The organism is Micropruina sp. (assembly GCF_047606665.1).
GTDB lineage: Bacteria > Actinomycetota > Actinomycetes > Propionibacteriales > Propionibacteriaceae > Micropruina.
Genome location: NZ_JASGEF010000062.1, coordinates 1 through 25,480, shown reverse-complemented (window position 1 = coordinate 25,480; position 25,480 = coordinate 1). Strand labels below are relative to the sequence as shown.

Here is a 25,480-nt window from a genome sequence, read left to right as displayed (position 1 = left end):
GTCGGGAGGAGGGGAGACTGGCGTGGGCGGCGGGTTGACCGACCACGGGCCGTCGGCCGGCCGGTCGAATTCGGGCTGTCCGGGGCCTGGCCGGCCCAGCCCCGAGGAAGAATCCATCGCGGCCCGCTCAGTACCGCCGCGTCGGCGGCTCGTTGGCGCGGACGCCGGCACCCACCTGGAGCGGGACGACGATCACCAGCGCCCAGCAGGCCATCTGTGCCCAGCCGGCCAGCACGTCCCAGGCGTAGCCGAGGTCGAAGTCGGAGCCGAACAGGCTGAACGCCACCGTGACCAGCAGGACGCCCCAAGCGATCAGGTAGCTGCGGCGCACCTGCGCCGTCCGGTAGCGCACCCGTGCGGCCAGCGCCCCCGACAGCGCGATCATCGCCACCGACAGCGGGCTGACCAGGGCACCGATCAGCAGCGAGATCAGGACGCCGGGCGTGGTGCTCTGCCACAGCTGGCCGATCGAGACGGTCCGGTTCGGCGGCTGCCAGCGGGCCTGCGGCGGCGGGGCGAACCAGTCCGGCGTCCCCGGCTGCGGGAAGGACGGCGCCGGCTGCTGCGGCGGCGGGAAGTTGGGCGTCGGCGGCGCCGTGGCCGCCGGGACCTCGGGTGTCACGGGATTGCCGAGCGGCTGGTCCGGCGTCCAGACCGGCGGGGTCGCCCCGCCGACGGTCCGCGCCGAGCCCCACCCGGACGCCGCGGTCACCGCCGAACTGATCGTGGTGAACTCGGTCCGCGGGTCACGCGGCGGCAGGCTGGTCGCGGGCACCAAGGTCTCCAACGGGGCGACGGACGCCTGCGGCGGCTGCCAGGCGGGCGGCACGAGCGGCGCGCCGGCGGCGGGGTTGGGCACCGCGGGCGGAGTCTCCAAGGGTGCCACCGCGGGTGTCTGGAAGGCGGCCGGACGGTCCAGTGGGGCGTATTCGGGCCCGTCCGTCCAGTTCGCCATGCGGCTCATGATAGTCATCGGACCCGGTTCGGGTGCCGGGCGGGGGACCCGTTCGATAGGCTGACGACGCGGTCCGAAACGCCGCCCTAGTGGCGTGTCCGCATTCGGTTGGAACAGGAGAAGGTCATGCCCACAGGCAGGGTTCGGTACTACGACGCGGAGAAGGGTTTCGGCTTCCTCTCCAAGGACACCGGCGGCGACGACGTGTACGTCCGCGCGTCGGCGTTACCGGCCGGCACGACCAGCCTGAAGCGCGGCCAGAAGGTCGAGTTCGGCATCGTCGACGGCAAGCGCGGCGAGCAGGCGCTCAGCGTGCACCTGCTCGAGGCGCCGCCGTCGCTGTCCAAGGCGTCGCGCAAGTCGCCGGACGCCATGGCGGTGATTGTCGAAGACCTGATCAAGATGCTGGACGGCATCGGCAACGGCTACCGCCGCGGCCGCCACCCCGATCCGAAGGTGGCCAGCAAGGTGGCCTCGGTGTTGCGCGCCGTCGCCGACGAGTTGGAACTCTGAGAATGGCGGCGTTCCTGACGCTTGACCGCGCCTGTGCCGAGGCGGTCGACCTGGCCAGGACGGCGGCGGTCAACCGCGCCGGGGCGATGGGTGTCGGTGCCCACTGCGGAATGTTCGTCGAGGACACCCGTGTGGTGACCCACCTGTTCGAGTGCCCGCATCCGGGCTACCCGGGGTGGAATTGGCAGGTCACCGTGGCGCGTGCCTCGCGTGCCAGGGCGGTCACCGTCAACGAGGTGACGCTGATGCCGGCGACGGACGCGCTGCTGGCCCCGGCCTGGGTGCCCTGGTCAGAGCGGGTCGGCGCCGGCGATCTGTCGCCGGGCGTGATCATGCCGACCCCGGACAACGATCCGCGGGTCGAGCCGGGCTTCACGTCCGCCGACATGCCGCCCGACATGGAGCCGGCCGACTGGGCCGCCACCCGCGCCGTTGTCGCCGAGCGGGGGCTGGGTCGTGAGCGCGTGCTGTCGCCGTTCGGACGCGACGAGGCCGCCGAGCGCTGGTTGGCCGGCGACGGTGGCCCCGACAACCCGATGACCGCGCAGGCGTCCGGGGTGTGCGAGACCTGCGCCTACTTCATCAGCCTGTCCGGGTCGCTGGGGCGGGTCTTCGGCGTCTGCGCCAACGAATACACGCCGAGCGACGGTCACGTGGTCAGCCGCGATCACGGCTGCGGCGCGCACTCCGACATCGCCGAGCCCGGCCGCAGCGAACAGCCGCCACCGCCGGCCTGGGACACCATGAGCATCGACACCAGCATCTTCTGACTCTGGGCGGACCGCCTGGTGGACGCTTCCGGGTCGGGACCCGTTATCGTGTGCCCCAGCGGCACCCTGAGACGAAGGAGCGCATATGTCCGGAACTGCCCGGCTCGAAATTGACGGCACTGTTTACGAACTCGACACCGTGGTCGGTTCCGAGGGCGAACGCGCCATCGACATCTCCAAGCTCCGGGCGACCACCGGGTACATCACTCTGGACGACGGCTACGGCAATACTGGGTCGTGTCGGTCGGCGATCACCTACATCGACGGCGACGCGGGCATCCTGCGCTACCGCGGCATCCCGATCGAGAACCTGGCCGGACGGTCGTCCTTCGTCGAGACCGCCTGGCTGGTGATCTTCGGCTCGCTGCCCACCGTCGAGGAGCGGGACCGGTTCTCGGCGCTGCTGGGCGAGTCGGCGATGATCGACGAGGTGATGCGCAAGCACTTCCACGCCTTCCCGCAGACCGCGCCCCCGATGGCGATCCTGTCGGCGATGATCAACACCCTCAGCGCCCACGACCACGGCGTGATCCAGATCGACGACGACTCCGACATGGAGCGGGCCGCCGCAGTGCTGATGTCCAAAGTCCGCACCATCGCCGCGGCCGCCTACAAGGCGTCCGTCGGCGAGCCGCTGGTGTACCCGCGCTACGACCTCAAATATGCCGAGAACTTTCTGCACATGATGTTCTCAGTGCCGTACCGGAACTATGAGCCGACCCCCGAGGTGGCGGCGGCGCTGAACCTGTTCCTGATGCTGCACGCCGACCACGAACAGAACTGCTCGACCTCGACGGTGCGCATGGTCGGGTCCTCGAAGGCCAATCTGTTCGCCAGTTGCGCCGCCGGCGTCTGCGCGCTGTGGGGTCCGCTGCATGGTGGCGCGAACGTGGCCGCGGTGCAGATGCTGCAGCAGATCTACGACTCGGGCATGCCGGTGTCGGAGTTCGTCACACGGGTGAAGAACCGGGACGCCGGCGTGAAGCTGATGGGCTTCGGGCACCGGGTCTACAAGAATTTCGACCCGCGCAGCCGGATTCTGAAGAAGTCCGTGGACGAGGTGCTGGCCCAGCAGGACAAGACCGACTCGCTGCTCGACATCGCCCGCGAGCTGGAGGCGGCGGCGCTGGAGGACGACTACTTCATCGAGCGCAAGCTGTACCCGAACGTGGACTTCTACTCGGGCATCCTGCTGCGCGCCATCGGCATTCCGTCGGAGATGTTCACGGTGATGTTCGCCATCGGCCGGATGCCGGGCTGGATCGCGAACTGGAAAGAACTCAACGACGATCCCAAGGGCCGGATCTACCGTCCGCGGCAGATCTACACCGGCCCGACCGACCAGGACTGGGCGCCGCGCGGCGAGCGCTGACCGTCGCTGGTAGAGACCCGTTCTCGCCGGTCGAGACCCGTCCGACTCAGTGCAGCCGGCGGTGGCGCAGGATCAGCAGCACGATCAGGGCGAGCACGCCGAGACCGGTGCCGACCAGGGCCGTCGACAGCCACCAGCCCTTGTCGGCGGCGACCAGCGCGGGCAGCTGCCACCAGCAGACCAGCGTCCCGATCGCGAACAGCGCCGTGCCGAGGCCGACGATCTGCACCCCGTGCGGATCCAGTGCTTTCACTGGAGCCTGCAGGGTCGGCAGCTGGTGATCGTGGTCGGGGGTCACGGTTCAACTGTAGGACGTCCCAACCAGGCTTCTGAGACGCGCAAACGCCGGCTCGGCAACGACCCTAGGTTTTCGCCATGGTCAACAGCTCCTCGACGCCGGTGCGGACGCCGTCCCGGCTGGACGCCTTCTTCGAGATCACCAAGCGGGGCTCCACACCCGGCCGTGAGGTCCGCGGCGGGCTGGTCACCTTCTTCACGATGGCCTACATCCTGGCGCTCAACCCGCTGATCATCGGCACGGCCGCCGACGTCAACGGCATGTTGCTGTGCGGGCTGCCCAAGCTGGACGCCGCCGGCGAGGTCATCGGCGCCAACATGGCCACCTCGATCGCGATGGTGGCAGCGGCGACCGCACTGGTGGCGGGCCTGATGACCATCCTGATGGGTGTCTACGGCCGGTTCCCGATCGGCCTGGCCACCGGGCTGGGGCTGAACGCGGTGCTGGCTTATGTGCTGGCGCCGCAGATGACCTGGGCGCAGGCGATGGGCCTGGTGGTCTGGGAGGGCGTGATCATCACCATCCTGGTGCTGACCGGCTTCCGGCAGGCGGTGTTCCGGGCGGTGCCGCGGTCGCTGCGCGCCGGCATCTCGGTCGGCATCGGCCTGTTCATCGCGTTCATCGGCCTGGTGGACGCCGGGGTGGTGCGCAAGGCGTCCGGGACGCCGGTCGAACTCGGCATCGGCGGCTCGCTGCAGGGCTGGCCGATCGCGATCTTCGTGATCACCCTGGGCATCCTGGTGCTGCTCTTCGTCCGCCGGGTCAAGGGCGCCATGCTGATCGCGATCCTGTCCGGCACGGTGCTGTCGGTGATCGTCGAGGCGGTGGCCCATGTCGGCGCGCATGACGCCACCGACAATCCGGCCGGCTGGATGCTGAACGTGCCCCAGTTCACCGCGTTCAGCGCCCCCGACCTGGGCCTGATCGGACGCGTCGACCTGTTCGGCGGTTTCACCGCGGCCGGCAGCGTGGGAGCCGGCGTGGGCCTGGTGCTGATCGTCTTCTCGCTGCTGCTGGCCGACTTCTTCGACACCATGGGCACCGTGGTCGCGGTCGGCGCCGAGGGCGACCTGCTGGACGAGAGCGGCAACCCGCCGCGGACACAGGAGATCCTGCTGGTCGACTCGATCGCCGCGATGGTCGGCGGTGTCGGGTCGGTGTCGTCGAACACCTCCTACATCGAGTCGGCGGCCGGTGTCGGCGAGGGTGCCCGGACCGGTCTGGCCTCGGTGGTGACCGGTGCCGCATTCCTGCTCAGCCTGTTCCTCGCCCCGTTGGTCAAGATGGTGCCGTCCGAGGCGGCGGCGCCAGCGTTGTTCTTCGTCGGTTTCCTGATGATGTCGCAGGTCGCCCATGTGGACTGGGACGACCCCGAAGAGGGCATTCCCGCGTTCCTCACCCTCGCGCTGATGCCGTTCACCTACTCGATCACCGCCGGCATCGGTGCCGGTTTCATCAGCTACCCGGTGATCAAGCTGGTGCGCGGCAAGGCGCGCGAGGTGCACCCGCTGATGTACTTGGTGGCGGCGCTGTTCGTGATCTACTTCGCGCAGGGCGCGATCATGGGCCTGCTGGGCTGAAACTCAGGCCCGGTACACCACGATCAGGTCGGGTATCGGGCGGTTCTTCGCCGGGGCTGCTTGCGCGTAATGGTGGAACTGGGCCAGCCAGGCCGCATACGGCTCGGCCACGGCATGATTGGGCGGCGAGAGCTGCGGTAGCACGTTGCGCCAGGCGGCCGCTGCGTCCAGCGCGACAGCGTGCGGGGTATAGCCGGTGGACAGCCCCGGGTAGGTCTGCAGCGGGACGCCGAGTTCCCGGTTGACGAGCTTGCCGAGCCCGAACCGGGGGTCGAGCCCACTACGGGCCAGGTCGAATTCCAGATCGTTGAATCTTGTCACGTCGAGTTCGATGCGATGCCGGCTCCAGGCTGTGGCGGCCAGATAGGCCTCCAGCAGCGTCCAGGCGACCGGCTGCCGGTCGGGTTGGATGAAGCGCCCGGCGAGCAGATTCGCGACATCGGATTCCAGCGGGGTGTCCGGCCCGACCACCACGGCGCCCGGCGGTCGCCGAAACAGCGGGCCGAGCTTGCTCAGCATGCCCGGAGGCTTCGGCAGGGTCCGCGGTGGGAACTCCTCGGCCACGATCCGGCGGAACTCGGCGGCCAGTTCGGGCGGGGCGCAGAACACGTCGCGAACCTCGTCCACGCCGATCGCGTAGAGCCGCAACTCGCCCATAGCCACAAGGTACCCGTCACCCCTGGCCGGCGACATAGATTTGGCCTGGTGAACCCCCGAACGCGGCGCGTGATCGTCTCTGGAGTGCTGATTGTCCTGGTGCTGCTGACCCTGCTCGGCGCCCTGTGGAGCTGACCGGCAATCAGCTGTGCGAACACCACTTGGGCCGGGCACTAGGCTGTGCGTCGGCGTCCGCGGAAGGAGTCAGATGTCGGGGCGAGTATGGGTCGGTCGGATGCTGGCTGCCGCGGCGACGCTGCTGGTGCTGGTAGCCGGGTGGAGTGCGGCCACCACCGGCCAGGCGGCAGTGCCGTTGCCGCAGGCGACCACCGCCACGCCGACCGCCAGAACCTCCCCGACCCCGGCCAGTCCGACACCGGACGCCTCGCCGACGCCGTCGTCCAGCCAGTCCGAGGTCGATGTCGATCCCGCTGACGAGCCGACCGACGACGGCAGCAATCCGACGCCGGTTCAGAACGGCACCTGGCTGGCGCTGGGCGGAGCCGCCGCGATCGCTCTGCTGGCCGGTCTGATCGTCGCGATCCGCAAGCGTTAGCGCGATTCCGGCGCCGGCCCGCGGGCCTCGGCGTTGAGGCCGATCGTCACCGCCAGGAAGCGCGGCAGGGCGTCCCGCAACACCTGCAGATTCGGGTCGGCTACCGGAATCAGCGGACGCCGCTGGCGCTCGTGCAGCGAACGCAGGGCAGCCAGCGCCGGATCAGCGAGCACGCTCCGGACGGCCTGTGCGTCGCCGCCGAGCAGCACGGCGTCCAGCGTGTCGACCTCCGGGAGCAGCAGCTCGGAGGCGTCCTGCGCGGCCCGGTCGAAGGCTTGGTCGGCCTGGTTTCCGCGCCGCCGGGCGTAGCGCTGTTGCGACCAGCCGCCCGCTTTCGTCCGGCCCTGGACGTAGTGGCGTCCGACCCGGTGCCGCACCAGCTTGGAGCCGTCGAAGATGCCGACCGCGTGCGAGTTGCGCCGCACCAGCAGCGCGCCGACCCGGCGGGGACGGCAGGCCTCGGCCACCAGCGCGGCAAGCGGGTCCTCGGCGGACGGCCTCCCCCACGGCGACTCCAGCCAGGCGCGGGCGCCGTCCGGGCTGACGAGTTCGACGGCGTCCGGGGTCACGGTGACCTGCGGTTCGGGGTGACGCTGGGCGAAACCGGCCAGCCAGCGTTCCAGCCGCTCGGGTGCGACGCGGACGTGGTGAACCTCGGTCATGAAGGCAGCGTAGTGTTCGGGTACCCTCATCAACCGATGGCGATATGCCCTAGTCTGGCAGCGGAAACGGAGGTGCCCGGTGAGCGATCTCATTGACACGACGGAGATGTACCTCCGCACCATCTACGAACTTGGCGAAGAGGGCGTCCCACCCCTGCGGGCGCGGATCGCCGAGCGTTTGAAGCAGAGCGGTCCGACGGTGTCGCAGACGGTCGCCCGGATGGAGCGCGACGGTCTGCTGACCGTCGACACCGACCGGCAGCTGCGGCTCAGCCCGGCCGGGCTGAAGCTGGCCACACGGGTGATGCGGCGGCACCGTTTGGCCGAGCGGCTGCTGGTGGACGTCATTGGCCTGGACTGGGTGCATACCCACGACGAGGCCTGCCGCTGGGAGCACGTCATCTCGACAGATGTGGAGCGCCGGCTGGTGCACCTGCTGCACGAACCCGTGGAATCGCCCTACGGCAACCCGATTCCGGCGCTGGCCGAATTGGGCGCGCCGCCGGCGCCGGAGGCGTTCCTGGATGGTGCCGTGCCGCTGTCGGAGGTGCTGGCCCATCGCGGGACGGCAGAGGTCACCGTCCGCCGGCTGAGCGAGTTCCTGCAGACCGATCAGCAGTTGCTGAGCATGTTCGCCGCTGCCGGCGTGTTTCCGCGGGCCGTGCTCACCGCGAGCATGGACGGCCACACCCTGACGCTGAAGGCCGAAGGCCGTGAGGCCGGCCGGTTCGAGGGCCAGGTCGCCGACCACCTGTTCGTGGCAGCGGAATAGCCCACCTGTGGCCGGTGTTGGAACCGGTGAACTCAGAGAGGAAACATCCATGGCTACGCGCGCCCTTGATCAGCAGACCTTCGCCGAGGCGATCCAAGAGAACGACACCGTGATCGTCGACTTCTGGGCCGAATGGTGCGGCCCGTGCAAGCGGTTCGCCCCGGTCTTCGACAAGGTCTCCGAGCAGCACCCCGATGTGGTGTTCGGCAAGATCGACACCGAAGAGCAGCGCGCGCTGGCCGGCGGTCTCGGCATCCAGTCGATCCCGACGTTGATGGCTTTCCGCGGCGGTTACCTGGTGTACCGCGAAGCGGGAGCGATGAGCGCCCCGCAGTTCGAGCAGCTCGTCGACGCCGTCAAAGGTCTCGATATCGAGAAGTTGAAGGAGCAAGCATCTTCCGCCACCGGTTCGGATGAGTCGTGACACGCGGGAACGATGTCACCCGCGCGGGTGACATCGTTCCTTGAGTCTGCCTATACTGGACGAGGTCCCTGTCCCATCCCCCCGGGCAGGGACCTTTCCATGCCCAGCGGCTCCGGTGCGATCCGAGTGGCGGCCCCAGCAAGATTCGAACTTGCGACACAAGGTTTAGGAAACCTCTGCTCTATCCCCTGAGCTATGGGGCCCGGCTGTGACGGGTGAGGCCAGCATACGGGTACCGCGCCGAGCGTGCGCTGTCGGGTCACAGTGGCGGTGGCCGGCCGTGCCGGGGGCTCCGAGTGCTGAGATGGTTGAAAAGTTGTCGATCCAGAAAAGATCACCAATCCGACGTGCATTTGGCTGACGTATCGTCTAAGCTCGTCTTAGAGAGCGACGCCAGCTCGTTGATGTCTCCTGGGGGTGGGTAGACGGCTTTGGCCCTTCGATAGGCGTCGCTCTCGTCTTGTCCGCTCACGGCTGGGCACCACATCGGGCAAGGCAAATTCCCTAGACTTTGCGCTCATGAGTGAAAGCGGACTTGCCGCGGCCGTTGCGAAGATGCGCGCCGCCGGTGCCAACGAACCTGCCGTCGAAGTGTTCTCCCACTACTACCGCCAGGCCAGCGCCGGCGTCTCCGGGGTGATCGCCGAAGACAGCATCCGCCCGCTGACCGACCCGCCCCAGCTCAGTGCCGTCGCGGTGGACGAGCAGACCGCGCGCGACGCGATCGCGCGCACCGTGATCATCAAGCTCAACGGGGGCCTCGGCACGTCGATGGGGTTGGACCGGGCGAAGACCCTGTTGCCCGTCCGCGAGGGGCTCACCTTCCTCGACCTGATCGTCCGGCAGATCATGGCGGCCCGCGCGACCTACGACGCTCCGCTGCCGCTGCTGTTCATGAATTCCTTCCGGACCAGGCAGGACACTCTGGCCCACCTCGAGCGGTACCCCGACTTGCCGGTCGCCGGGCTGCCGCTGGACTTTCTGCAGAACGCCGAGCCGAAGATCACCGTCGACACCCTGGAACCGGTGGAGTGGCCCGCCGACCCGACGCTGGAGTGGTGCCCGCCCGGCCACGGCGACGTCTACACCGCTCTGGTCGGCTCCGGCGTCCTGGACGCCCTGCTGGCCGCCGGCATGAAGTACGCCAGCATCGCCAACGGCGACAACCTGGGTGCCGGCCCGGACGCCCAACTGGCTGGCTGGTTCGCCAGCAGCGGCGCCCCCTACGCCGCGGAGATCTGCCCGCGGACGGTGAACGACCGCAAGGGCGGCCACCTGGCGATCCGAAAGGCCGACGGTCAACTCATCCTGCGTGACACCGCGCAGACCGCGGCCGACGAGATGGACTATTTCACCGACGAGCACCGGCATCCCTATTTCCACACCAACAATCTGTGGATCGACCTCGAACAGCTGCGGGACGCCCTACGCGGACGCGGTGCGGTGCTCGGCCTGCCGCTGATCTACAACGTGAAGAACGTCGATCCGTCGGATGCCTCGTCCCCGAAGGTGATCCAGTTGGAGACGGCGATGGGTGCCGCCATCGAGGTGTTCCAGGGCGCCACCGCGATCGCGGTGCCCCGATCGCGCTTCCAGCCGGTGAAGACCACCAACGAACTGCTGCTGCTGCGTTCGGACGTCTTCGACCTCGGCACCGACGGGCGGCTCACCCAGACCGTGGCCGAGCTGCCGCGGGTGACGCTGGACAGCCGGTACTACGCGCTGGTCGACGACTTCCAGGACCGGATGCGGGTCGCGCCCTCGCTGCGGAACGTCCGGTCACTGGTGGTGCAGGGCAACTGGACGTTCGACCGCCCGGTGGAGGCGACCGGAGAGACGGCGTATCCCGATCTGGGCCGGCCCGCGGTGGCGGGCGTCGACGAGCCACGGTGAACGACTCGGCATTGGCCGAGGCGATCGGGCTGGCGCTGACCGGTCGTCCCGATCTGGTGCTCGCGGTCGAGCCCGATCCGCTCGCGGCCCTGACTGAGCAGGGCTGGGGCCGGGACCGGATCATCGCGCATGCGCAGCAGACCCTGGCGGCCGGTGGCGTCTGGCCGCATCCGGTGCCGGACGAACTGCGGGTACGGGTGGGCAGCGCCCGGCTGTTCGCCGCGTTGCAGCGATTGCAGGTGGAGCTCGGACTGTTCGGGCGGACGGCCGCGCCGGCGCCGCCGCGGCGTCCCACAGCGGACGAACGACGGTTGCTGGACGAGGTGCCGCCGCATCACGGCAGCTGAAATGGGCGATTCCCCGCGCCGATGGCCGGCGGGGGGAACCTGGGGTGAAGGTCAGGCCTTCTTGAGCAGATCGCGGATCTCGGTGAGCAGTTCCTCGGTGGTCGGTGCGCCCGGCTCGGTCTCGGTGGGCTTCTCGGTCAGCTTCTTGAGCCGCTCGTAAGGCACCACGATGCCGAAGTAGACGACGAAGGCCATGATGAGGAACGCCGCCAAGGCGGTCAGGAACGGGCCGACGGACTGCATGCCGAACGGCTGCCACTGGTCGAAATTGGGGGCACCGCCGAATTTGGCCAACAACTCGACGACGATCTTGGTGAAGGCGGTGGTCACGGTGGCGAAGGCGCCGCCGATCACGAAGGCAACCGCGATGTCGATCAGGTTGCCCCGCATCAGGAAGTCTTTGAAACCCTTAACCATTGGGTCATCCCTTTCTGTCACGGCTGCCCCTCGTGCGGGGCTGGTGAGCCGCGTCTATCGCGAATCTAGCGCGCTGCGCCGCCGTGCCGATGTCAAGGGGATGACAGTCGCCAGGCGAGCAGGCGAGGTTGGTGACGGGAAGCCGCCAGGAGGCTACGGCCGGCTCATCGCAACCCGAAACCCAGCGGCCCGCGGGACGCCGCCGCCGCGATCGCCGGGAGAGCAGCCGGCCGGACCTCCACCAGCACGACCGGGCCGGAGGTCGACACCGGCGAGAGCGGAGACGAATCCTTCGAACCGGTCAGCACCGCGACGACCCGTGCGGCGGAGGCCACCAGGGCGGTGTCGGTGTCCGAATCGGAACCCAGCAGGTCGATGCGGTCGCCCACCTCGACCAGGCCGACCGCGGTGGCGGTCAGCGTCACCGGCAGCACCGCGAGGCCCGGTGCGGCAAGCGCCGCTTTGGTCACCACCGAGGTCGGCAGCAGCACCGCACCGGGTGGCAGCGAGACGGTGAGGGGGCGTCCGACGGCCTGATCAGGTTCATCCAGGTACTCAGCGGGCAGTGCATCCGTGGGGATCTGCCGAACCGCGATGTCGCCCGCGGCGATCGTCTGCCCACCGACGAGCGCCCGCTCGGCCACCAGCACCGCTGTCGTCGGGGGCCCCGCCGGTCGCAACACGCTCAGCGCCGCCCAGACCGCCACGCCGGCCATTAGGGCGGCGGCCACCCGCCGATAGCGGCGGGCCAGGCGCCGCAGCCGGGGTCGAAAGGATCTCACGCCCTCATTGCACGCCCAGGACGCCGAAACTGGTCAAAATCGCCGAGCGATCGCCGGCGGAGAGTGTTGGGACCGTGACAGCTCAGGCCGCAGGTGCTCCGCTGCTGGAGGAACTGGCGGCCGGGGCAGGCTTGCTGTCGCCGCTCGGCTTGCTGTCGCTGGTGCTCGGCTTGTTCTCCGAGTCGGGCTTCGACGTGCCGGAGGACTTCTTCTTCGCCGCGCGGCTGTCGGTGGCGTAGAAACCGGAGCCCTTGAACACCACGCCTACCGCGCTGTACACCTTGCGCAGCGGGCCCTCACAGGTCGGGCACTGGGTGAGGGCCTCGTCGGTGAACTTCTGCACGACCTCGAGCTGCGACGAGCAGTCCTGGCAACGGTATTGATAGGTAGGCATCGGCACACTTCCCACGGTCGACGGGCGGACGAACCGCACGCATTCTAACGCCCCGGCATCGACTCGCCATTCCGCGCCGTCCATAGGACGCGTGCCTCGGTGACGACGACTCCGACCGGCCGGTCGAACGACTCGACCGGCAGCGCAGGCAGCACCTCGGCGTCTCGGAGCAGCACCCCGATCAGGGCGTCCGGTGCCGCGAACCGCAATGCCCGGTCGTACCAGCCCCCTCCGGTGCCGAGCCGGTCGCCGGACGGGGTGGCGGCGAGCCCGGCGCACCAGATCAGCGAGGCGCGGGACAGCGCCTGCGCACCGAGGCTGGGGCCGGCGGGCTCCGGGATGTCGGCGTAGCCGATGCGGAGCCGGTCCCGTCCGGTGAACGTCGCCCAGTCCGGTTCGCGCCGGACGGTGCCGTCGGGGCGGCGTCCGAGCATGGGCAGCAGCACGGTGTGCCCGGCGGCATGCAGCTCGTCCAGCAGCCCCCAGGTGTCCGGCTCGTGGTCGGCGGACGCGTAGAGCGCGATCACCTGGTTTCCGGCGCAGAGTTGCAGCGCACGGGCCAGCCGCGCAGCGGTCGCCGACTCCGGCTCGGCGACGGTGCGGGCGGCCCGCAACTGGGCCCGGAGAACGCCCTTGGCGGCTCGGACCGCATCGGTGTCGGCACCAAACGGAGGGTTCGACGGGTCGGCCGCGGGCATTGTCCTATGGTAAGAGGCATGGCACCCCTCGGACGGAAGAAGCGGGCCGAGCCCGTGGTCGAGCATCCAGCTGCGGCCGTCCCCGACGGGGGGTCACCGGTGCCTTCGGAGCCGATCGGACTGGCCGAATACCGGGCGGAACTTCTCGCGGTGATCGAGCCGTTGGCGCCGATCGGTCTGGGCGTCCTGGACGCTTTCGGACGCCGGCTGTGCGAAGACATCGTCTCCGACATCGACCTGCCCACGTTCACCAGCGCCGCCGTCGCCGGCTACGCCGTCCGGGCGGCCGACGTGGCGAGCGCGTCGGCGTCCGCCCCGGTCCGGTTGCCGGTGCTGGACACCCTCGACTCCCCGGTCTACCGTGGTGCCCCGCTGCTGCCGGGCACCACGATCCGGGTGGCGCTCGGCGCCCCGATGCCCGATGGCGCGGACGCCGTCGTCCCGGCAGAGCAGACCGATCAGGGTGAGCTCGAGGTGCGGGTCCTCGCGCCGGTCGCGGCGGGGGAGCACCTGCGGCTGGCCGGCTCCGACCTCGCCGACGGCACCCGGCTGCTGGAAAGGGGACGCCTGCTGGACGCTGGCGCGATCGGCCTGCTCGCCGAGATCGGCCTGGACAAGGTGCTGGTCCGGCAGTCGCCGCGGGTCGCCGTGCTGACCATCGGGGCTGACCTGGTGCCGCCGGGGTTGCCGCTGGCGTCCCGTGCCCATCGCTACGACGCGACCACCAGCCTGATCGCGGCCGCGGCCCGCACCGATGGCGCCCAGGTCTTCGCTGCGGGGACTTTCGCCGACGACGCGGCGGTGATCGCCGAGGCACTCACCGATCAACTGATCCGGGCCGACCTGATCGTGACCGTCGGCGGCCTGAACGGCGCGCTGCCGGGAGTGCTCGCCCGGCTTGGCGACGCCACGCTGCGGCGGGTGACGATAAACCCTGGCGATGTCCACGGGTTCGCCGTCCTCGGTGACGACCGGACGCCGGTGGTGGCGCTGCCCGGCGGCGTGGCGGCGGCCTTCGTCGGGTACCACGCGTTCGTCCGGCCGGCGCTGAACAGGCTGCAGGGCGAGCCGGAGGAACTGCCGCACAGCCAGGTGCTGCCCGCGCGGGTGGCCCTGCACGGACGCCGAGGCGCCACCGAGTTCATCCCGGCGATCGTCAGCGAGCGCGGGGTGGAGCCGGCCGGCGCCGCCGGAGCCGATCTCGCCTACGACGTGGCACAGGCGGACGCCCTGATCGTCCTGCCGCCCGGTACGCACCTGGTGCCCGCCAACTCCGATGTCGAGGTGTGGCTGCTGACCCGGCCGTGCACATGAGCGGCGGTTCCGGCTGGCCGGTGACGTTGACCCATGGGCCGGTCACCTTGCGGCCGTGGCGGCTGTCCGACCGGTCGGCGTGGGACGAGATGCGCCGCCGCAACGCCTCGTGGACCGGTCCTTGGGATTCGACGCGGCCGCACGACTCGATCGACGCGCCGTTGACCTTCGCCGGCATGGTGCGCCAGTTCAACCGGCGGGCACGGCAGGGCACCATGCTGCCGTTCGCCGTCGAATACCTGTCGCCCGGCCAGCGGCGCGGCGTCCTGGCCGGGCAGCTGACCATCTCCGGTATCGCCCACGGGTCGGCCAGCTGGGCGCAGGCCGGCTACTGGGTCGATGAGCGCTGGGCCGGCCGCGGGATCATTCCGCTGGCCCTCGCGATGGCGTCCGACTACTGCTTCTTCACGCTCCGGCTGCATCGCATCGAGGTGGCGATCAGGCCCGAGAACGACCGCAGCCTGCGCGTCGTGGAGAAGCTGGGTTTTCGCTACGAGGGCGTCCGGGCTCGCTACATGCATGTGGCCGGCGACTGGCGCGACCACTCGATGTTCGCCCTGCACGCCGAGGAGGTTGGGCCCGGACTGGTCGCCCGGCTGGACGATCGGGTCTGATCACAGCGCGATTCCACAAGGATCGGCCGACACTCCGCGCTTGCTCCAGCGACGCACCGAAGGCGCCCCGTAGCGTTCGGGTTGTGGGTTTGACGGGCGTGATTTTCGGCGTGATCGCCGCGGCATGGTTGGTCTACCTCGTTCCCCATTTCCTGGGGCAACACGCTGACCCGGCATTGGACGAGGTCGATCCGGCGGCGCCGTTCTCGGCGACAGTCACGATCGTGCGCCGTGGCGTGTCGTTGGCGACCGCCGAAGACGGTGCCGCGGTCGTGTCGACGCCGATGACCCGGCAGGCCGAATTGCACGAGCTCACCGAGATCGACCGGCAGGCCGCCGCTCGCCGGCGGCGGGTGCTGTTGTTTCTGGTGCTGGCGTTGCTGGCCGTCAGCGTGGCGTCAGTGATGGGACTGCTGTTCTGGTGGACGCCGATCGTCCCCGCCGTTCTGCTGATGGTTTTCCTGGTGGTGGCGCGATACAGCGTCCGTGCGATGCGGCGAGATCTGGACGCCCGCGCGCGCCGCATCCGGGCGGCCAGCGAGGAACAGACCATCGCCATCGCCGTGCTGCCCGAGGCCGCCGGTGCCGCCGAGGCGTCCGTCGAGCTGTCGGCGCCGATCACCCGGCCCGGTTCGTTGTGGGACCCGATTCCGATCACCGCGCCGACCTATGTGTCGAAGCCGTTGGCGCCGCGCACCGTCCGCACCATCGACTTGTCGGCACCGGTGGCTCCGGTCAGCGGCGTCCCGGTGATCGCCGATCCGCCACCGCGACGAGCCGACCCGACTCCGCGGCGACTGATCCTGGATGACGACGACCGCCGCGCGGTCGGCGAGTGAGGCGTCCGGCCCGAGATGAACCATCGGCGTCGGAGTGCTAAAGTCGTCCGTGCTCGTTGAGCACCTGGGGCTATGGCGCAGTTGGTAGCGCGTCTCGTTCGCAATGAGAAGGTCAGGGGTTCGAATCCCCTTAGCTCCACAATTTCAGACGTACTAGAACCGCTGACATCGGTGGATTCGGGTGTTGGTGCGAGGGCGGCGAACGGCTCGGCGAGTCGGATCGTCGCTTTTTCGTCTTCGCTGATGTCGATGCCGTCGGTGAGTGCTTGGTTCGCGAGTCGTCTGCCTTGGTCGTCGGTGCGGGCGTAGAGGGTGGCGCAGTCAACGAGCAGGCTGAGCGCGGTGCTGAGTTGCTTGCGTGATCCCTCGTGGTAGTCGTGCTCGGTGGCGAGCTTGCGGTCGATGTCCGCGAGTCCGGTGCGGATGCGGTCTTGGTGCCGCTTGAGGGTTTCCAGGTCGATCGCGTCGGCGAAGTGCGCGGCGAGCAGCTTGTCGCTCTCGTTCGCCAGGCGCTTGCGGTTCGCGGTCAGTTCGGCCAGTTCCTCGGAGCGCGAAGCGCGGCGCTCATCGAACGCCGCATCGACCTGCGCCGCGAGTGCCGCGTACCGTGCTTCGGTGATGGCGATCTCTTGGTAGCAGTCGGCGACGAGTTGCTCGGCGATGCCGACCGGCACGGCCCGACGGGTGCAGTTCTTGCGCTTGGAGGCGCGGCCGGAGCAGACGCAATAGGCGTAGCGGATGCCTTGCCGGTTGGCTGGGTAGTCCAGCTGCATCCGCGACCCGCAGCACCCGCAGTACAGGCTGCCTTTGAGATAGTGGTCGTGGGTGCGACGGCGTTCGGAGGCCTTCTTGCGCGAGTCGAGCAGCCGCTGCACCTGCTCCCAGGTCTCGACATCGACCAGTGCTTCGTGGGTGCCGGTCTGCTCCGCACCTTTGTAGCGGACGATGCCGATGTAGTACGGGTTGCGCAGCAGATCGAAGAACGTCGAGCGCCCGACCGGCCCGGCCGGGCGCTTCGGGGTGGGCACGGTGGTCAGGCCGCGCGCAGTGACCTCGGTCAGCAAGTCCACGACGGTGCGTTCCCCGGCGGCGTACTGCTCGAACACCCAGCGCACCAGCGGGGCGCGTTCGGGGTCGATCTCGACGGTGCGGTACTCACGGCCCTGGTCGTCGCGCTTGCGGACGTTGAGGTAGCCGATCGGTGCGCGCATGGGAGTGCCGCCGGTCTCGAACTTCTGGGTCAGGCCCTTGGTGACCTCGGTGGCGAGGTTCTTGGAGTAGAACTCCGCGATCGAGGACATGATGCCGTGCAGCAGCATCCCCGAGGGAGTCTCGTCGATGTTCTCGGTCGCGGACACCAACGTGACGCCCGCCTCGACGAGTCGACGGTGGATCTCCACATCGTCAAGCCGGTTCCGGGCCAGCCGGTCAACCTTGTGCACGATGCAGTACGTGACCTGATGGGTGGTGATGTACTCCAGCATCCGCTGCAGGTCGGGCCGGTCGGCTGACCGTGCGGACTCTCCGGCGTCCACGAACTCGGCGACGATCCGCGCGCCGAGGTCGTCGGCCTTGCGGGCGTTGGCCTGACGTTGGGCGGGGATGGAGAACCCCTCCTCACGTCCGCCTTTGGAGGCTTGCTCCTTGGTCGAGACCCGCTGATAGGTCACCGCCGTCAGCATCGGCGTGGTGTCGGTCTCCGGGAGGGGCATCGTCAGAGTCATCGTGGTCTCCTTGCTCGTCCGCCGATGTGCAGGCGGACGTCGGGTTCTCATGGGTGTGTTGATCACCGATACGACGCTGCTGCTCATCAAGCTCGTGGGCGTGGAGTTCGTCTGCGAGGTGCAGAACCAGCGCGATCAGTTGCTTGGTGTCAGGCTCCGGGCGCAGCCGAGGTTCGGCCGAGATGCGTCGACCCGTGTTCGTCACCCGGTAGTGCCTCATGGCCGGTAGGTGAGCTACCGCGCTCCTGGCGGCGAACCTTGATGAGTCGGGCGAGGCTGATCGGCCCGTAGAAGAGGAACTTGAATGCGTTGTAGACGCACAGCAGGAAGATCAGGTACAGCCCGCCGGGGGCGCCGCCCGCGACAAGCTGGGTACACCAGTAGGCGAGGGCGAAGTAGCCGACGGCCAGCAGCATCGCGGGTGCGCCCCACTTGAGACCGCGCCGCGTGCGGAGCGCGTCGAGCAGGATGTTGGTGGGCATCCAGACGCGCATGAACCTGCGGACGCGGATGCTGGTGTTCAAGATGAACCGGAACATGGTCAAGTCCTCCCAAGCAGCGACGCTTCTACGGGATGGACTTACCTGGGCTGATTCCCCGGTTCGTCTGCCACCTGCCGAGGCGGGTGACGGCTTGCTGACTTGATGTCGCTTGTGCCTCGATTCTACCGGCTCCACTGGATCGTGGGAAGAGCAGCTGCCCCGGGGGCGTACCTGCCAGCGGGAGGTGTCTCATGGAAGACGCGGTTCAGCTGGCGTTCGACTTCGAGGAGTTCGAGCGCGAGGACGCACGCGCGAGACTGTACGAGTGGGCGGGCGCGCCGCTGCACTTCACCACGGACTACTACCCTCCGGCGATGCTGGACGAGGCGTTTGGGCACTGGAAGTTCCTCAACGGCGACTTCGGCTCGTTCGCGCGCAGCCACATGTGGCACCGGAGTCTCGCGCACGGCTCCGTGGAGTTCGCGGAGCATCGTGCGGAGTCGTTCACCGCCGATCTGCGCCCCGAGCGCGGCGTCGAGGGGCCGGGTGATCTGCTGACGATGCTGGTGTGCGAGCCGTGCGACTGGCACTCGGTCGCCGGCAACGAGAACGCGGTGGTCGAGGCGTGGCACGACCACGCGATGCCGGGCTGGCGCGACCTGCCCGTGATTCCTCAAGCAGTGCGCGTCCGCTCGGAGACAGGGCTGACGAAGGTCGCGTTGCGGTGGATCGAACAGCGGTATCCCGTAGCCATGCAGGTGCCGGGCGCGCCGATCATCACCGAACGCGGAAGCGGTGGAACGCGGCATGTTCCCGGCTACTCGCCGTGGGGCGGTTACGACCTGTCCGCCACGGCGCTGGGTCGCCCCGCCGCGAAGCCTGCCCGCTCTGCCGTCAAGCGACCGCCTGCCGAGTTCGCGCCGCCGGACGAGCCGGGCCGTTCGACGACGCGCCCGGGTCTGACCCTTGGCGGCTGACAGCCGACAAGACGAGAAGCGGGGCCGCCCCTCCCGGTGAGGTGGGTCGGCCCCGCAGTTGGTGGCGGAGTGTTCAGGTGAGTTCGCCGGTCTCGGGGTTGAGGGTGGCGTAGAAGTCCTGTTCGAGCTGGCGGCGTCGTTCGACGTCAGCGATGACGAACGCCACGAAGTCCTCGTCGCGGTTGGTGATCGGCGTGTCTTCGATCGGATCGGCATCGTCTTCGCCGGGCCAGACGGTCTGGCGAGTGGGCCGGTCTCGGTCGAGCCGCGTGCCGCAGGCGGCTACCCAGTCGCGCAGCCGCTGCCGGGCGTCCGCGAAGTCGCGGTGCCAGCCGATCGGCGCGCTGCCGTTCTGCTGCGGGTCGAATGCGCACAGCCAATGGGTGTGCAGCGCGGAGAGTTCCCAGTGCAGCTCGGGGTGTCGGTGCCACATCGGCGGGATCACCGACGACGGCAGCCCGTAGGTCATGCGAAGCCAGTTCACCCATTGGTTCAGCTCCAGCCATGCGGCCTCTGCGTCGTCGGCGGTCAGCAGGTTCCAGTTGATCGGGCCGGGCGGCTCATCGAGCATCGGCCCCACTGCTCCGCCTCGGTCCGCTCTGCCGTGGTCAGGGTCGGGCTCTGGCTCGTCCTGCTCGGGCACGAAGTCCTCATCGTCGCTCATGATCTCGCCCTACTGCGCCATGACGGCAGGTTCGCGCTGCTGCGCGGGCCGGTCGTCGCGCTCGAATGCCTGGCTGCGGTCGAGGCCGGGTGCCTGCCGTTGCACGGCTGCCTGCTGCTGCGCGTCGCGGTCGACCGTGTAGGGCGTCCACATGCCGTCGTGGCCGATCTTCTTGGCGACGAACTCCTCGCGCTCGTTGCCGTGCTGGTCGACGTACTCGCGCACGTACCCCTGAGCGATGAAGTGGTCGCCGGGCTGGAACGTCTCCTTGGCGCGTTCGGCGGTCTTGCGGAAGATCACCATGTCGTGGAACGTCGTGCCGGTCTTGGTGAACGAGTCCTCACCGTCCGCCCGGTAGTGCTCCACGCCGACGCGAGCGTAGAAGCGCGCGATGCCGCTCTGCCCGTACTTCAGGATGGGGTCGGAGTCGATGTAGCCCACCAGGGCCTCGCGCGGCCGGAGCTCCGCCCCCGACTGCCGCTGCTCGTTCTGCTCGTCCATCAGCTTGCCTCCTGCCTTGCGGTGCGCCGCACGTTGACGGCGCGCTTGTGTGGCAGGAAGGTGCACGCTCTCGCCCGCGAGCCTCAGAACCCTCGGCCGGGCGACCCTCGCGCCCACCCAGGGCCGGACGAACTCGCCCCGCTGGTCACCGGCGTGCGCTCGGGATCGGGCCGTACGCCGAGTGCTGGCCGATGTGCGCGCACCGCCTCCACGCTCAACCCCGACGGCTCGGTCTCCGGTGCCGCCTCGGGCGATGTGGTCTGGTCGATGTCCTCTTGCATCGCGGCGAGTTGGGTCTCGATCCTGGCGAGGTCTTTCTCCGCGTCGGCGAGAGCTTGGGCGTAGCGGAACGGCTGGTCGATGCGCTGCTCGGCTTCGGCGCGCTCGTGCTCGGCGCCGGTGAGGTCGGTGCGGGCCTGTTCAAGAAGCGCGGGGATGCCCGACGCGCGGTTCTCGATGCGCTGGATGAGCCCGACGCCGCCGTCGAGGAACGACTGACGGGTCATGACGAAGCCGCTGCGCGGCACTCCGTCGAGCCGGATATGCACCATCGGCTCACCACCGAGTGCGGGGCTGGTCGAGACGGTGACGTCGAAGCCGCTGATCTGGCCGACGATGCCGTAGTCGCGGGAGGCGTAGCGCGGTGCCCATTTCAGATCGGAGTTGTGCGCCCATCCCGCGAGCGCGTGGGCGGCGTCGGCACGGGAAGTGTATGCGCGGCCGTGCAGCTCGATGCGGAACTTGTCACCGGAGGTATCGGTCACGCGCGGTAGCACCGCCTCAAGCGTTTCCGCGTCGGCGGCGGCACGGCGGGCATCATCGCCTGCACGGTCGCGCGCGTGGGCGAGCATCGACTCGTTGCGGTGGTAGGCGCGTTCGAGGCGGCGGAGCCGGCTGACTTCGGTGTGCACGGTGGAGTGCTCCAGCAGCAGCGGGTTGCCGCTGGAGATGGCTTTGGCCTCGGCCGCCGACAGCGCCGATGAGTCGATCTCTTCGATCTCGCGGGAGTCGAGGCTGCCGCGCATGAGTTGGGCAATGAACGTGGCTTTGCGTTCCACTCCTTGCCACATGTAGGAGTCGAACGACCGCTCGGTGACGAACCGGACGATGGCGACCTCGGGATTCTGGTTGCCTTGGCGCAGGATGCGGCCCTCGCGCTGGGCGATGTCGCTGGGCCGCCACGGGCAGTCCAGGTGATAGAGCGCGACGGCTCGGGCTTGGACGTTCGTGCCCACGCCCATCTTCTCCGTGGAGCCCATCAGCACCGCGACGTGCCCGGCGCGGGCGGCGGCGAACAGGCGCGCCTTGTCCACGTCGGTCTTGGCCTCGTGCATGTAGCGGATGGACTCGGGCGGCATCCCGCGCGCGATGAGCCCGGCCCGCAGTTCGTCGTAGGCGTTCCACCGGGTCGGGTTCGGGGTGCCTATGTCGGAGAACACCAGCTGCAACGCCCCGAGCACCGACGACTCTCGCCCGGTCACGGGGTCGATGTAGGTGTTGTCCTTGGTCTGCTCCCACACCCGATGGATGCTGTCAGCGGCAAGATCGACCTTGGTCGGCCCGGACGGGGTGCGCGGCACGATCATGCGAATGTCGAGCGCGGCCTTGCGCCCATCGGTGGAGATGGTGAGCATGTTGTCCTCGCTCGGCGACACCGCCTTGGCCGCCACCTTCTCGGCGCGCGCACCGAGGGTCTCGATGAACTGCTCCAGCTCGACCGTGGGCTGGATCGCGACCGTGGCCGGTGCCCGGCGGCCGTCGTCACGCTCGGCGATCTCGGGGATGGGCAGTTGCAGATCCTCGGCGGTCTTCACGTCGGCGAAGATCGACCAGAGTTTGAGCATCTCGGGCACGTTCTGGAACTTGGCGAACCTCGTCTTCATGCGGAACGTGTTGTTCGCGGTCGGGGCCATCTCCATCTGCGTGACCGTCTGCCCGAACGTGGCCGCCCACGCATCGAACGCGCCGATCCCGGCCGCCTCCAGCAAGTCCGGGCGCAGGTACTTCTGCATCACGTACGCCTCGGTCACGCTGTTCGAGATCGGGGTCGCCGTCGCCCCGGTGACGACCCGTTCGCGGCCCTGGGATCGCAGGTATTCGAGCTTCATGTGCAGATCGCTGGCCCGGTTGGAACCCTCGATCGCGGCGTCCTGGATGTTGGAGTCGGTGGCGAGGTTCTTGTACATGTGCATCTCGTCGACGACCACGTAGTCGATGCCGGTGTCCTCGAAGCACACCCCGGCATCCCGGTCGGTATCGACGCGCGCCTTGACCTTGTTCTCCAGCTGGAGCAGCTTGCGCTGGATGCGCTTAACGCTCATCGCGTTCTCGCCCGTCGCGGTGTCCAGCACCTGCCGCATCTCGTCCACCTGGGCTTGGATGTAGGTCTGCTGGGTCTCGGCGCGCAGCGGGATCTTCTCGAACGCGCCTTGGGTGACCAAGACGCCATCCCACTCGTTCGCTGAGGCCCGCGCGACGAACAGGCGGCGCTTGTCGGCGGTGAGGTCTTTGCTGGACGCGGCGAGAATCCTCGCCTGCGGATAGATTTGCAGCCACTCGCGGCTGAACTGCTCCAACATGTGATTCGGGATCACCAGCACGGGCTTGTCGATCAACCCCATGCGGCGCATCTCCATCACGCCCATGATCATCTCGGCGGTCTTCCCGGCCCCGACCTCGTGATACAGCCCGGCCGAGGGCTCGGCGATCATCCGCGCGACGGCGGAGCGCTGGTGCGGGCGCGGGGTGAAGTTCTCCGCCAGCCCCGGCAGGCTCAGGTACTCGCCCGCGCCGCTGTAATCCCTGAGCACGATGGAGTTGAAGCGCCGGTTGTACTCGGCCACGAGCGTGCGGGCGCGTTCAGGGTCTTCGAACACCCACTCGGCGAACCGCTCCTGCAGGGCGTCGGCTTTCTCCTGCGCGGCGGTGGTCTCCACCGGGTTGAGCGCGCGGCGCGTCTTCCCGCCGATCTCCTCGATCTCGTCGTAGACGAGCAGGGTGCGCTGTTCCATGACCGCCTGCGCGATGTCGGGGGCGGGGCGGCGTTCGGTGCCCCATTCGCTCGTCGCCAGCAGCCCTTGGCGGCCGCCACGCACTTCCCACATCCCCGGCAGCGGGTTCTCGACCTTGACCTCACGGGTGCGCAGCAGCTCGTTCAAGAACTGCGCGTGCACCTCGGCGCTGATCCATACCGCACCCATGCGGGCGCTGATCTCCTGCACTCCGAGCGCTTCGGGCATGACGTCGGTGAGCGCGTCCACGTTCGGCTGAAACGCCGGGTCATCGGCTGCGCGGGCGGTGGCGTGCTCCAGCTTCACTCGCACGTCGCCGGAGAGATACGCGGGCGCGTGGATGAGTTCGTCGGTGGCCGGGTCGGTGAACACCAGCCCGCCCAACGACTGCCGGGCTTCGGTCTCGTCCATGCCGAGCATGTCCGCGACCAGCGGCAGATCAATCCTGCCGGTGCGGTCGAGGCTGACCGCGATCGCATCCGCCGGGGAATCCACGCCTTGGGGTTCGGTGCGCGGGGAGACGACGCGGCGGGTCATGATCGCCGCCGGGGTCGCGGTCTGGTCGGTGTCGTCGAACTGCTCCAAGGCGAGGACGAGCGCGCCGAACGGGTCGGAGCGCAGCAGCCGGATCGGGGTCGGCACCGTGCGGGCGTAGGTGTCCTCCCCGGCATCGTTGGTGCGTCCGGTGCGGCGCAGCGTGTACCGGTTCAGCGGCCCGTATCTGCCGACGTAGCGGCGGTAGTCGCGGTGCAGGTCCTCGCGGGCCGTGTTGATCTCGTCGGTGTCATCGACGGTCGCGGCCTCCAGTTCGAGCAGCCGGTGCGCGCCGTCGCGCAACCCCAGCAAGGCGCGCAGCTCCGCCCCCGCCGACTTCGGCACGTCCAACGGTTCGACGGAGCCTTGGATGACAGTGCCGAACCCGGTGTCGGTGGCGACGATGCTGCCATCCCACAACTGCGGCGGCGACGGCACACGGGCGGCCTGCCGCGCCTGATACTCCGCCGTCGGCGCGGTGAACGTCATGCCGTTGCGGCGGGCCGTGAACGTGATCTGGTCGAGCACATCAGCCAGGTCGGTTTCGAGTCGGTCGAGGTCACCGTCGACGGTGAGCGTCGGGGTACCATACATGCCGGGTCGGAGGCTCAACTTCCCGAGCACATGCTCGGGCCGGTGGTCGAAATAGGCGTTGATCTTCGCTGCCTGCCCGTCCAGGCTGATCGGCGTCACCGTCTCCCACAGATCATCCGCCGGGGGCTGGCCGTCCTCGCGGCGGCGCAGGATCAGCAGATCGGTCACGACGTCGGTGCCCGCCGTGCGCCGGTGCGCCCCGGCCGGGAGCCGGATCGCGCCCACGAGGTCGGCGAGCATCGCCATCTCGCGCCGCGCGCCGGGGTTCTGCGCGTCCATCGTGTACTGCGAGGTCAGCACCGCGACCATCCCGCCGGGCCGGGTGAGCCGCAAGCTCTTGAGGATGAAGTGGTTGTGCATCGACTGCCGGGTCGGGTTGTGCACCGGGTCGTGCAGGGTCACGTCGGAGAACGGCACGTTCCCGATCGCCGCATCGAACGATCCCTCGGGCAGTCGGGTGTCGGCGAACGACTCGCCGCGCACCTCGGCGTGCGGGTACAGGGCGCGGCTGATCGCCGCAGTCACCGGGTCGAGCTCCACCCCGGTCATGCGCGCCTGCTCGGGGGCCATGCCGAGGAACGTTCCCAGCCCGGAGCCGGGTTCCAGCACCCTGCCGCCGTCGAAGCCGAGCGCGGTCATCGCCCGCCACATCTGCCTGACGATCAACGGGTCGGTGTAGTGCGCGTTGATCGTGGTGCGCGCGGCGGCATCCCACTCGTCCGGGGCGAGCAGCCCCCGCAGCTGCTCACGCTCATCCGTCCAGTCGGTCTTGGACTCGTCGAACACGTCGGGCACCGCACCCCAGCTCGACCAGCGCGCGAGCATCTGCTGCTCCTCAGCGGTCGCCGGGCGTTCCTGCGCCGCCAGCAGGCGTGAGGTCTCGATGGCGGCGACGTTCGCGCGGAAGCGGGATTTCGCGCCCGAGGGAGCGAGATCGTCGTGCGTCACCGGCACGAACCGCGCCGCTTGCGTGGCAGATTCCGGCTCGGGGCCGGTAGCGGCCTCGGGGGTTAGAGCCTGTCAGCTATTTAGTTGGCGTGTTGTGGGTGTCGAGTTCGGTTCTGCCCTGGTTGACGGTGTTGTGGTCGACTCCGGCGGCACGGGCGATGATGTCGATGCCGTCGGGGAATCCGTGT

At 69.0% G+C, this 25,480-nt stretch carries 26 protein-coding genes, 2 tRNA genes and 1 pseudogene; 15 read left to right on the top strand and 14 right to left on the bottom strand.

Annotation, left to right across the window (positions count from 1 at the left end):
• Positions 1 to 127: 127 nt before the first annotated feature.
• Complete coding sequence (locus QM619_RS14475) at positions 128 to 955, bottom strand: hypothetical protein (protein ID WP_415110131.1); 828 nt, start codon at positions 953 to 955, stop codon at positions 128 to 130.
• Between the two features lie 126 nt (positions 956 to 1,081).
• On the opposite strand from QM619_RS14475, the gene QM619_RS14470 reads away from it, so the two are divergent.
• The 3 genes from QM619_RS14470 to QM619_RS14460 all read left to right on the top strand — a co-directional run bounded on the left by QM619_RS14470 (position 1,082) and on the right by QM619_RS14460 (position 3,610).
• Complete coding sequence (locus tag QM619_RS14470) at positions 1,082 to 1,468, top strand: cold-shock protein (RefSeq protein WP_415110128.1); 387 nt, start codon at positions 1,082 to 1,084, stop codon at positions 1,466 to 1,468.
• 2 nt (positions 1,469 to 1,470) lie between these two features.
• Positions 1,471 to 2,238 (top strand): DUF3027 domain-containing protein, encoded by a 768-nt coding sequence (locus QM619_RS14465; protein ID WP_415110126.1) that lies wholly within the window; start codon positions 1,471 to 1,473, stop codon positions 2,236 to 2,238.
• 85 nt (positions 2,239 to 2,323) lie between these two features.
• Positions 2,324 to 3,610 carry a citrate synthase gene (locus QM619_RS14460; protein WP_415110123.1) on the top strand — a complete coding sequence of 429 codons (1,287 nt, stop codon included), beginning with the start codon at positions 2,324 to 2,326 and terminating at the stop codon, positions 3,608 to 3,610.
• A gap of 46 nt (positions 3,611 to 3,656) precedes the next feature.
• On the opposite strand, the gene QM619_RS14455 is transcribed toward QM619_RS14460, so the two are convergent.
• A complete protein-coding gene (locus QM619_RS14455; protein ID WP_415110120.1) occupies positions 3,657 to 3,908 on the bottom strand; it encodes a DUF2530 domain-containing protein in 252 nt (83 codons plus the stop codon).
• A gap of 77 nt (positions 3,909 to 3,985) precedes the next feature.
• On the opposite strand from QM619_RS14455, the gene QM619_RS14450 reads away from it, so the two are divergent.
• The gene (locus QM619_RS14450; protein WP_415110117.1) at positions 3,986 to 5,488 is read left to right on the top strand and encodes an NCS2 family permease; all 1,503 of its coding nucleotides are present in this window, start codon (positions 3,986 to 3,988) and stop codon (positions 5,486 to 5,488) included.
• Positions 5,489 to 5,491: 3 nt separating this feature from the next.
• Here the strand turns inward: QM619_RS14450 and QM619_RS14445 are convergent, their stop codons facing one another.
• A complete protein-coding gene (locus QM619_RS14445) occupies positions 5,492 to 6,145 on the bottom strand; it encodes a hypothetical protein (protein ID WP_415110114.1) in 654 nt (217 codons plus the stop codon).
• A 208-nt stretch (positions 6,146 to 6,353) separates the two neighbouring features.
• On the opposite strand from QM619_RS14445, the gene QM619_RS14440 reads away from it, so the two are divergent.
• Positions 6,354 to 6,701 (top strand): hypothetical protein, encoded by a 348-nt coding sequence (locus tag QM619_RS14440; protein WP_415110111.1) that lies wholly within the window; start codon positions 6,354 to 6,356, stop codon positions 6,699 to 6,701.
• On the opposite strand, the gene QM619_RS14435 is transcribed toward QM619_RS14440, so the two are convergent.
• A complete protein-coding gene (locus QM619_RS14435) occupies positions 6,698 to 7,363 on the bottom strand; it encodes an acVLRF1 family peptidyl-tRNA hydrolase (protein ID WP_415110108.1) in 666 nt (221 codons plus the stop codon). The two genes, QM619_RS14440 and QM619_RS14435, sit on opposite strands and share 4 nt — an antisense overlap.
• Before the next feature lie 79 nt (positions 7,364 to 7,442).
• On the opposite strand from QM619_RS14435, the gene QM619_RS14430 reads away from it, so the two are divergent.
• Together QM619_RS14430 and trxA are read left to right on the top strand one after the other, a co-directional pair.
• Positions 7,443 to 8,135 carry a metal-dependent transcriptional regulator gene (locus tag QM619_RS14430; protein WP_415110105.1) on the top strand — a complete coding sequence of 231 codons (693 nt, stop codon included), beginning with the start codon at positions 7,443 to 7,445 and terminating at the stop codon, positions 8,133 to 8,135.
• A gap of 49 nt (positions 8,136 to 8,184) precedes the next feature.
• Positions 8,185 to 8,559 carry a thioredoxin gene (gene trxA / locus QM619_RS14425; RefSeq protein WP_415110102.1) on the top strand — a complete coding sequence of 125 codons (375 nt, stop codon included), beginning with the start codon at positions 8,185 to 8,187 and terminating at the stop codon, positions 8,557 to 8,559.
• Positions 8,560 to 8,686: 127 nt separating this feature from the next.
• Here the strand turns inward: trxA and QM619_RS14420 are convergent.
• A tRNA-Arg gene (locus tag QM619_RS14420) sits at positions 8,687 to 8,762 on the bottom strand.
• Between the two features lie 316 nt (positions 8,763 to 9,078).
• On the opposite strand from QM619_RS14420, the gene QM619_RS14415 reads away from it, so the two are divergent.
• Both QM619_RS14415 and QM619_RS14410 read left to right on the top strand, forming a co-directional pair.
• Entirely contained in the window at positions 9,079 to 10,452 is a 1,374-nt protein-coding gene (locus QM619_RS14415; protein ID WP_415110099.1) for a UTP--glucose-1-phosphate uridylyltransferase, read from the top strand.
• Positions 10,449 to 10,799 carry a hypothetical protein gene (locus tag QM619_RS14410; RefSeq protein ID WP_415110096.1) on the top strand — a complete coding sequence of 117 codons (351 nt, stop codon included), beginning with the start codon at positions 10,449 to 10,451 and terminating at the stop codon, positions 10,797 to 10,799. Before QM619_RS14415 ends, QM619_RS14410 begins: the two co-directional genes overlap by 4 nt.
• 51 nt (positions 10,800 to 10,850) lie before the next feature.
• Here QM619_RS14410 and mscL read toward each other — a convergent pair whose 3' ends face one another.
• The 4 genes from mscL to QM619_RS14390 all read right to left on the bottom strand — a co-directional run bounded on the left by mscL (position 10,851) and on the right by QM619_RS14390 (position 13,090).
• A complete protein-coding gene (mscL, locus tag QM619_RS14405; RefSeq protein ID WP_415110093.1) occupies positions 10,851 to 11,216 on the bottom strand; it encodes a large conductance mechanosensitive channel protein MscL in 366 nt (121 codons plus the stop codon).
• 164 nt (positions 11,217 to 11,380) lie between these two features.
• Entirely contained in the window at positions 11,381 to 11,998 is a 618-nt protein-coding gene (locus tag QM619_RS14400) for an SAF domain-containing protein (RefSeq protein WP_415110090.1), read from the bottom strand.
• Between the two features lie 82 nt (positions 11,999 to 12,080).
• Positions 12,081 to 12,392 (bottom strand): FmdB family zinc ribbon protein, encoded by a 312-nt coding sequence (locus tag QM619_RS14395; RefSeq protein WP_415110087.1) that lies wholly within the window; start codon positions 12,390 to 12,392, stop codon positions 12,081 to 12,083.
• 44 nt (positions 12,393 to 12,436) lie between these two features.
• Positions 12,437 to 13,090: a 5-formyltetrahydrofolate cyclo-ligase gene (locus QM619_RS14390; RefSeq protein WP_415110084.1), complete on the bottom strand. Its 654-nt coding sequence runs from the start codon at positions 13,088 to 13,090 to the stop codon at positions 12,437 to 12,439.
• Positions 13,091 to 13,108: 18 nt separating this feature from the next.
• On the opposite strand from QM619_RS14390, the gene glp reads away from it, so the two are divergent.
• The 4 genes from glp to QM619_RS14370 all read left to right on the top strand — a co-directional run bounded on the left by glp (position 13,109) and on the right by QM619_RS14370 (position 15,996).
• Complete coding sequence (glp, locus tag QM619_RS14385) at positions 13,109 to 14,404, top strand: gephyrin-like molybdotransferase Glp (protein WP_415110081.1); 1,296 nt, start codon at positions 13,109 to 13,111, stop codon at positions 14,402 to 14,404.
• A complete protein-coding gene (locus QM619_RS14380; RefSeq protein ID WP_415110078.1) occupies positions 14,377 to 15,018 on the top strand; it encodes a GNAT family N-acetyltransferase in 642 nt (213 codons plus the stop codon). The genes glp and QM619_RS14380 overlap by 28 nt, the downstream gene beginning before the upstream one ends.
• An 89-nt stretch (positions 15,019 to 15,107) precedes the next feature.
• Positions 15,108 to 15,857 (top strand): hypothetical protein, encoded by a 750-nt coding sequence (locus QM619_RS14375; RefSeq protein WP_415110075.1) that lies wholly within the window; start codon positions 15,108 to 15,110, stop codon positions 15,855 to 15,857.
• A 66-nt stretch (positions 15,858 to 15,923) separates the two neighbouring features.
• Positions 15,924 to 15,996: transfer RNA gene (locus QM619_RS14370), tRNA-Ala, on the top strand.
• Between the two features lie 559 nt (positions 15,997 to 16,555).
• On the opposite strand, the pseudogene QM619_RS14365 reads toward QM619_RS14370, so the two are convergent.
• Both QM619_RS14365 and QM619_RS14360 read right to left on the bottom strand, forming a co-directional pair.
• Positions 16,556 to 17,539, bottom strand: a pseudogene (locus tag QM619_RS14365) (recombinase family protein); the annotation flags it as partial.
• A 191-nt stretch (positions 17,540 to 17,730) separates the two neighbouring features.
• Positions 17,731 to 18,120 (bottom strand): sulfate permease, encoded by a 390-nt coding sequence (locus QM619_RS14360; RefSeq protein WP_415110072.1) that lies wholly within the window; start codon positions 18,118 to 18,120, stop codon positions 17,731 to 17,733.
• Between the two features lie 194 nt (positions 18,121 to 18,314).
• Here QM619_RS14360 and QM619_RS14355 point away from each other — a divergent pair, with 194 nt between their 5' ends.
• Positions 18,315 to 19,040 (top strand): DUF6349 family protein, encoded by a 726-nt coding sequence (locus tag QM619_RS14355; protein WP_415110069.1) that lies wholly within the window; start codon positions 18,315 to 18,317, stop codon positions 19,038 to 19,040.
• Between the two features lie 73 nt (positions 19,041 to 19,113).
• On the opposite strand, the gene QM619_RS14350 is transcribed toward QM619_RS14355, so the two are convergent.
• From QM619_RS14350 to QM619_RS14340, 3 genes are all read right to left on the bottom strand, one after another.
• Entirely contained in the window at positions 19,114 to 19,704 is a 591-nt protein-coding gene (locus QM619_RS14350) for a hypothetical protein (protein WP_415110066.1), read from the bottom strand.
• Positions 19,705 to 19,713: 9 nt separating this feature from the next.
• Positions 19,714 to 20,205: a single-stranded DNA-binding protein gene (locus tag QM619_RS14345; RefSeq protein ID WP_415110064.1), complete on the bottom strand. Its 492-nt coding sequence runs from the start codon at positions 20,203 to 20,205 to the stop codon at positions 19,714 to 19,716.
• A gap of 83 nt (positions 20,206 to 20,288) precedes the next feature.
• Positions 20,289 to 24,677, bottom strand: a complete 4,389-nt coding sequence (locus tag QM619_RS14340) for a helicase (RefSeq protein WP_415110061.1) — start codon at positions 24,675 to 24,677, stop codon at positions 20,289 to 20,291.
• On the opposite strand from QM619_RS14340, the gene QM619_RS14335 reads away from it, so the two are divergent.
• Positions 24,667 to 25,023 carry a hypothetical protein gene (locus QM619_RS14335; RefSeq protein WP_415110058.1) on the top strand — a complete coding sequence of 119 codons (357 nt, stop codon included), beginning with the start codon at positions 24,667 to 24,669 and terminating at the stop codon, positions 25,021 to 25,023. The genes QM619_RS14340 and QM619_RS14335 overlap by 11 nt on opposite strands.
• Positions 25,024 to 25,480 lie beyond the last annotated feature (457 nt).

Excerpts from the sequence above, each read along its gene's own strand:
- QM619_RS14475 (WP_415110131.1), bottom strand. The coding sequence starts at position 955 with ATGGCGAACTGGACGGACGGGCCCGAATACGCCCCACTGGACCGTCCG.
- QM619_RS14470 (WP_415110128.1), top strand. The coding sequence starts at position 1,082 with ATGCCCACAGGCAGGGTTCGGTACTACGACGCGGAGAAGGGTTTCGGC.
- QM619_RS14465 (WP_415110126.1), top strand. The coding sequence starts at position 1,471 with ATGGCGGCGTTCCTGACGCTTGACCGCGCCTGTGCCGAGGCGGTCGAC.
- QM619_RS14460 (WP_415110123.1), top strand. The coding sequence starts at position 2,324 with ATGTCCGGAACTGCCCGGCTCGAAATTGACGGCACTGTTTACGAACTC.
- QM619_RS14450 (WP_415110117.1), top strand. The coding sequence starts at position 3,986 with ATGGTCAACAGCTCCTCGACGCCGGTGCGGACGCCGTCCCGGCTGGAC.
- QM619_RS14445 (WP_415110114.1), bottom strand. The coding sequence starts at position 6,145 with ATGGGCGAGTTGCGGCTCTACGCGATCGGCGTGGACGAGGTTCGCGAC.
- QM619_RS14440 (WP_415110111.1), top strand. The coding sequence starts at position 6,354 with ATGTCGGGGCGAGTATGGGTCGGTCGGATGCTGGCTGCCGCGGCGACG.
- QM619_RS14435 (WP_415110108.1), bottom strand. The coding sequence starts at position 7,363 with ATGACCGAGGTTCACCACGTCCGCGTCGCACCCGAGCGGCTGGAACGC.
- trxA (WP_415110102.1), top strand. The coding sequence starts at position 8,185 with ATGGCTACGCGCGCCCTTGATCAGCAGACCTTCGCCGAGGCGATCCAA.
- QM619_RS14415 (WP_415110099.1), top strand. The coding sequence starts at position 9,079 with ATGAGTGAAAGCGGACTTGCCGCGGCCGTTGCGAAGATGCGCGCCGCC.
- mscL (WP_415110093.1), bottom strand. The coding sequence starts at position 11,216 with ATGGTTAAGGGTTTCAAAGACTTCCTGATGCGGGGCAACCTGATCGAC.
- QM619_RS14395 (WP_415110087.1), bottom strand. The coding sequence starts at position 12,392 with ATGCCTACCTATCAATACCGTTGCCAGGACTGCTCGTCGCAGCTCGAG.
- QM619_RS14390 (WP_415110084.1), bottom strand. The coding sequence starts at position 13,090 with ATGCCCGCGGCCGACCCGTCGAACCCTCCGTTTGGTGCCGACACCGAT.
- glp (WP_415110081.1), top strand. The coding sequence starts at position 13,109 with ATGGCACCCCTCGGACGGAAGAAGCGGGCCGAGCCCGTGGTCGAGCAT.
- QM619_RS14360 (WP_415110072.1), bottom strand. The coding sequence starts at position 18,120 with ATGTTCCGGTTCATCTTGAACACCAGCATCCGCGTCCGCAGGTTCATG.
- QM619_RS14355 (WP_415110069.1), top strand. The coding sequence starts at position 18,315 with ATGGAAGACGCGGTTCAGCTGGCGTTCGACTTCGAGGAGTTCGAGCGC.
- QM619_RS14350 (WP_415110066.1), bottom strand. The coding sequence starts at position 19,704 with ATGAGCGACGATGAGGACTTCGTGCCCGAGCAGGACGAGCCAGAGCCC.
- QM619_RS14345 (WP_415110064.1), bottom strand. The coding sequence starts at position 20,205 with ATGGACGAGCAGAACGAGCAGCGGCAGTCGGGGGCGGAGCTCCGGCCG.